Source organism: Streptomyces sp. NRRL WC-3549 (assembly GCF_000721935.1).
Classification (GTDB): Bacteria; Actinomycetota; Actinomycetes; order Streptomycetales; family Streptomycetaceae; genus Streptomyces.
In genome coordinates, this window is the sequence record NZ_KL585425.1 from 8,732 (window position 1) to 14,956 (window position 6,225).

A 6,225-nucleotide genomic window follows, 5' to 3' on the forward strand; every position below is an offset into this window, starting at 1 on the left:
TCCTCGACCCGGGCACGTCCGGCGGCGACGGCCAGCATCGCGCCCGGCACGGTGGCCGCCTCGCGCATCAGCTCCCCGCGCCTGCGGGCGAGGCCCAGCAGCGACTCGGCGTCCAGGGCGCCCGCCGCGTGCAGCGCCACCAGTTCGCCGAAGCTGTGCCCGGCCACGCAGTCCGGACGCAGGCCGAGGCCGCGCAGGATCTCCAGGAGGGCCAGGGAGTGGACCGCCAGCGCGGGCTGCGCCCACTCGGTCCCGGTCAGCAGGGCCTGCTGGGCGGCCCGTTCCTCGTCGTCGAAGGCGGGCGGCGGGAAGACCACGCGGTGCAGGGCCCGGTCACCGAACGTCCTGGACCCGAGCCGGTCCCAGACCGCCTGCGCGGCCGGGGAGAGCATGGCCACGTCGGCGCCCATACCGACGTACTGGGCGCCCTGGCCCGGGAAGAGGAACGCGATCCGGCCCACCCGGGGTTCGCCGGTCGCGTAGTGGACACCGGTCGGCGTGGAGAAGGCCGTGTCCGGCTCCCGCGCGATCAGTGCGAAGGCCTGCTCGGCCTTCTCCGCCAGGTCCTCGTCGCCCGCCGCGACGATCGCGAGGCGCACGGGGTGGTCCGCGCGGAAGTCCCGGGTGCTCTCCCGTGCGACGTCGTACACCGACCGGCCTTCAGCGGGCTTGCGTTCCAGCAGGGAGGCCGCCGACGGAGCGCTGAGCAGCACCAGTTCGGTGGGGGCGGTGCGGGCGCGGCCCGCCGGACGGGCACCGGACCCGGCCGAGGGGACGTACTCCTCCAGGGTCACGTGGAAGTTGCTGCCGCCGAAGCCGAAGCTGGAGACCGCCGCCCGGCGCGGATGGTCCGCGGGGCGCACCCACGGACGCGCCCGGGTGTTCAGGTAGAACGGGCTGTCGCCGATCCGCATCGCGGGGTCGGGCCGGTCCACCTTGATCATCGGGGGCAGGACCTTGTGGTGCAGGGCCAGCACGCTCTTCAGGAGACCGACGGCCCCGGCGGCGGCCTTCGTGTGGCCGACCTGCGACTTGACCGAGCCGAGGGCGCACCACTGCCCGTCCTGGCGGCCCGTCTCCTCGTACACCTGGCGCAGCGCGGCGAACTCCGCGGCGTCCCCCGCGCCGGTACCGGTACCGTGCGCCTCCACCAGCCCGACGGTCTCCGGCCCGTAGCCGGCGACCTCGTAGGTGCGCCTCAGCGCCCGGGCCTGGCCCGCGGGCACCGGCGCGTAGATGGCGCCGCTCCTGCCGTCCGACGAGGTGCCGATCCCCCGGACGACGGCGTAGACCCGGTCGCCGTCACGTTCGGCGTCGGCCAGCCGCTTCAGGGCGTACATGGCGATGCCCTCGCCCAGCATGGTGCCGTCGGCGGCGTCGGAGAAGGGCCTGCAGTCGCCGCTGGGTGACAGGGCGGGCGTCTTGGAGAAGCACAGGAACGTGCCGGCGTCGTTCGACGCGTCGATTCCCCCGCTGATCACCAGGTCGGACCGGCCGAGGGTGAGCTCGCTCACCGCGGTGGAGAGCGCGGCGAAGGAGCTCGCGCAGGCCGCGTCGGTGATGTGGTTGGTGCCGTGCAGGTCGAACCTGTTGGCGATCCGGCCCGCGATCACGTTGCCGAGCAGGCCGGGGAAGGTCGACTCCTGCCACGGCTCGTAGTGGCCGGTGATGCTGTCGCAGACGGCCTGCGCCTCGTCCTCCGGGATGCCGTTCTCGCGGAGGGCCTTGAGCCACACCGGGCGCTGGAGCCTGGCGTTCATGTGGGTGAAGAGTTCCGTGGCGCCCGCGCCGAGGATGACCGAGACCCGGTCGCGGTCCGCGCCCTGGAGCCCGCCCGCGTCGGTGAGCACCTGCTCGGCGACCGTGAGGGCGAGCAGTTGCACGGTGTCCGTCGCGGCGAGGGTGTTCGGCGGGATGCCGAAGGCCATCGGGTCGAACGCGACATCGGAGAGGAAGGCTCCGCGACGGGCGTAGGTCTTGTCCGGGGCGGTGGGGTCGGGGTCGTAGTAGTCCTCGACGAGCCAGCGGTCGGCCGGGACGTCGGTGATCAGGTCGCGGCCCGTCACGACGGTGTGCCAGAAACCGGCGGCGCCCTGCGGACCGGGCATCAGGGCCCCGATGCCGACGACGGCGATCGGGACCTGTCGGGGGCGGGTGTCGGTCATGCTCTCCCCTTCCTCGGGGGTCGGTGCCGCGGGCGCGGGGAGCGCGGTCAGGACAGGCGGCGGGGGGTGAAGGCGAAGGCGGAGGACGGCACCGGTACGCCGTAGGTGCGGAGCTGGTGCGCACGGGTGGCCACGGCCGCGCCCTCCAGCAGGTTGAGCGCGATCTGCACCACGGTCCGGCCGGCCGGTTCTGCCAGGAGGCTGCCTGCGGCCCACCGGTTGAACGCGCCCATGGCCGGTCCGCACCAGATCTGGTAGTCGCTGCGCCGGGAGGTGTCCCCGGTGATCGCCCAGCGGCTGGAGTTGCCCAGGTACCAGCGGAAGACCAGCGCCATGCGGTGCTTGGGGTCCCGCTCGGCGCGCTCCACCTCCGCGGGGTCGCGCTGCCGCCAGAACCGCCGGGTCAGCGCCCACACCTCCTCGACCGGGGCCCCGAGCACGTCACGCTCGATCCTGGCGCGCAGGTGGGGCGGCAGCTCCTCCAGGCAGGAGTGGGTCCGGTACGCCTCGTGGAGCAGGCCGGCCCGCTGCGCGAACAGGGTTCCCCTGCGCAGCACCTGGAGCTTGACGCCCAGCTCGAACATGTCGGCGGCCGGCGCCATGGTCACGTCGGCGATGTCGGCGTCGGCCAGCATCGCCTTCGCGTCGTCCGAGAGGCCGGCCTCCACGGCGAGTTGGTTCACCGACCCCGTCACCACGTAGGCCGCGCCGAGCGCGAACGCGGACGCGACGCCCTCCGGGGTGCCCAGCCCGCCGGCCGCGCCGACCCTGACCGCCCTGGTGTACCCGTGGCGCCGTACCAGCTCGTCCCGCAGCGTCAGGATGCGTGGCAGCAGGGCACCGAGCGGCCTGTTGTCGGTGTGGCCCCCGCTGTCGGACTCCACCGTGAGGTCCTCCGCGACCGGCACCAGTGCGGCGAGGGCCGCTTCCTCCTCCGTGAGCTCGCCCCGCTCCACCAGGGCGCGCAGCAGACCGGGCGGGGCCGGTGAGAGGAACCGGGTCGCGACCTCCGGCCGCGACACCTTGGCGAAGACACGGGTACGCCGCACGATCCGCCCGTCCGGGCCCCGGCGCAGTCCGGCCGCCGAGCACAGCACCACGGCCGGGGTGAGGTCCATGTACGCCGACGCCGAGACGCAGGGGACGCCGTGGTCCAGGAGGAGCTTGGCGACGCGGTACTCCGACGCGGGCTCGGACGGCGTGTGGATCAGGTTCACGCCCCAGTTGGGCAGCCCGGCCAGCTCGGTGGCCAGCGTGCGCACCGCTCGCTCCACCTCGGGGTGGCCGAGACCCCCGGCGCCGAAGAAGCCGAGCATCTCGGCCCGTGCCATGGCCGCCACCATCCGCGTCGTGGCGATACCGTTCGCCATCTCCCCGGCCACGTAAGGGAAGCGGACCCCGTGCGCCTCGCAGAAGGCACGGCCGCCCAGCCACTCCGGATACAGCGGCGGCAAGGTGCCGACGACGTCTCCGGCGGGCCGGGGGCCCGTCACCAGCCCCAACTCCCGGCCGGTGGGGCCGGTGACGATGTGCGCATGGTGCCGGATCCGCCGGACACATGCCTCGATCTGCTCCGGGGTGAAGGCCGGCGACGCGGTGACGGCCCCCTCGGGGCACGCGAGTACGGACAAGGGTGGACTTCCTGTCGGGAGGTGGACGGACACGCGGTGCCCGAAGGAGCCGTGCGCGGCGCCCCGGGGCGGGGGTGGCGGACGGTGGTCAGGGCGCCCCGCCGGTGGACACGGTCCGCCCGGGGCTGAGGCCCGCTGCCAGGTAGTCGAGGTCCACGCGGACGCCGGAGGGCACGGGGCCCAGCAGCGTGCGGACACGGGTGTCGTCGAAACGCCGGCGGTGGCCGAGGTACGGCGTGAACCCGGGGTAGAGGTCCGCGACCGCCTCCAGCGGGCTCGGATCGTCCGGCTTCTCCTCGACGATCCGCAGGCGCACCGGCGCGAGCCGCTCCACCAGCGCGGCGAGGGTGGTCACCGCGACGTCGTGGTCGTGGACGACGTGGTAGGTGCCGGCCGTCCCCGAGGGGGTCCGGCTCGCCAGCCGGACCATGACGGTGGCGGCCGACTCCACGGGCATCAGGTTCAGGTGCCCGTGGGGGTGGCCCTTGAGCCGCACCAGCGGCCGGAGCGCGTCGGGTACGTCCGCGCCGGTGAGGGCACCGCCGCGCAGTGAGGCCTGCACGATCCGCGCGACGAACTGCAACGGGTGTGCGGGGAGCGCCGGGTCCGGCGGGAGGTCCGTGACCAGGATGCTCGGCCGCATCACCAGGACCGGCCGCCCGGTGGCCCGTGCCCAGGCGCGTACCAGGACCTCTGCCTCGTACTTGGACCGCTCGTAGGCGTTCTCGAAGCCGTGGGCGTCGGCCAGCTCGTCCTCGTAGGACACGCCGTCGCGCTGCGCCCCGCCGACGAAGGCGGTGCTGATGTGCCGGACCACCGGTCGACGGGCACCGGCGGCGGCCAGTTCCAGCACGTGGCGGGTGCCGTCGACGTTGACCCGGCGCAGGTTCGCCAGGTCGTCGTCCAGGTCGATGTTGCCCGCGCTGTGCCAGATCACGTCCAGCTCGTCCGCGAGCCGCCCGAACGCCTCGTCGGACAGTCCCAGCCGCGGCTGTGCCAGGTCGGTCTCCACGATCCGGAGCCTGTGGGGCAGCTCGGCGACCGACTCGGCGGGGGCGCCGGACAGTTCCATGAACCGGGTGACGCGCCCCAGAGCGCCCCCGGACCCCGCGTGGGCGAGGACCGTCAGGGAGCCGTGCTGCTCCAGCAGCTCACGGGCGAGGCGAAGCCCGAGGAAACCGGTGGCCCCGGTGAGAGCGACTCGCACTTTTCGGTGACTCCAGGATTTCGGAGGAGGGTGAGGTGGTTGCCCGGACGTGGAGCCGGCGGGCGGCCCGTCGCGCGGCGGACGGCCCGGCGGGAGGTGTGGCCGTGTCCGGCCGGCCCCTCACCCGCGCGGGGACGGCCACCACGCGGAGCGTCGCGCCGGACGTGGCCCGGCCGGCCCCACGCGGTCGGTCCCGCTGCTCAGGAACCAGCCGCCGGACGGTCTCCCCCGAGCCGTCCGCGGCAGTCCAACTCCCCTTGTCCCGCCCCACAACCAGCACCAACGAGCCACACTCGTCGAGGACACGGGCTCAGGCGGACGGCGCTTCCGCGCGGATCGCCTTGAGCGCCTGCTCCCACAGGTGGGGCAGGGCGCCGACCGACGGCATCGAGCTGTGCGAGCCGAACGAGATCCTGGCCCGGCCTCCGTAGGACCACAGCGTGCACGAGAGCGCGTGCCCCGGGTACGTGGGCGCGGCGGGGATGAGGTCCACGACGGGGGCACCGCCGAACGACAGCGGGTGCCTGGAGCGGACCGAGGTGACCACGGCCCGGCAGCACCTTCCGGAGCCGATGCGGTTGCCGAGGAGGACGGCCGCACCGAACGGGGTCACCCGCCGGATCGTCATGTCCAGGCCCGCGCGGAATCCGGGCCGCTGCCAGACCCGCATCTGCGCGCTCACCTCGCGCATCACCCGGTCCGGGGAGCCGGTGGGCAGCGCCAGGCGCAGTGGTGCGAAGTGGTTGCCGATGGCGCGCTGTTCGCCGGGCTCGCGCATGTCCGCGGGGATCATGACGTGTACCTGGCGGTCGCCGGGGAGGGGCCACCAGGCGTCGGCCGCCAGCGCGAAGCCCGCCGCGAGGACCTGGCTCACCGTGCTGCCGGGTACGGCGAGGTCCGCCAGGTCCACCGGGTCGCCGACCGCGTACGTGGCGCTGCCCTGGCGTACGGCGGACACCCGGGCGGGCCAGGGCGCCGTGGGCCGCGCGGCCCTGAGCACGGAGACGGCCGCGGACGGGATGTGCCGCGCCCCCGGCCGCACCGCACCACCGAGCAGCGGGCGGCGGCGGGCGGACGGGCCATGGCCGAAGAGCTGGTCCAGGGTGTGGGTGATGGCCCCGCCGTCCATCTGCGTGTGGTGGACGCGGAAGACGAGCGCCCAGCGCCCGGCGGCGAACCCGGTGGCGACCAGGACGTCCCACATCGGCCCGCCGGCGGGGCT

Annotated in this window: 4 protein-coding genes; all 4 read right to left on the reverse strand. The window is 74.5% G+C overall.

Features of this window, described 5'->3' with window-relative positions:
- Nucleotides 1–2,165: type I polyketide synthase (locus IH13_RS0127795; RefSeq protein WP_158791352.1), on the reverse strand; the 2,165-nt coding region annotated here is incomplete at its 3' end.
- Between the two features lie 47 nt (nt 2,166–2,212).
- The gene (locus IH13_RS0127800) at nt 2,213–3,796 is read right to left on the reverse strand and encodes a PfaD family polyunsaturated fatty acid/polyketide biosynthesis protein (RefSeq protein WP_031088722.1); all 1,584 of its coding nucleotides are present in this window, start codon (nt 3,794–3,796) and stop codon (nt 2,213–2,215) included.
- Nucleotides 3,797–3,884: 88 nt separating this feature from the next.
- On the reverse strand, nt 3,885–5,003 hold the full coding sequence (locus tag IH13_RS0127805) for an SDR family oxidoreductase (protein WP_031088723.1): 1,119 nt from the start codon (nt 5,001–5,003) through the stop codon (nt 3,885–3,887).
- 310 nt (nt 5,004–5,313) lie between these two features.
- The coding region (locus tag IH13_RS0127810; protein ID WP_158791354.1) for a WS/DGAT domain-containing protein at nt 5,314–6,225 on the reverse strand (912 nt) is incomplete at its 5' end.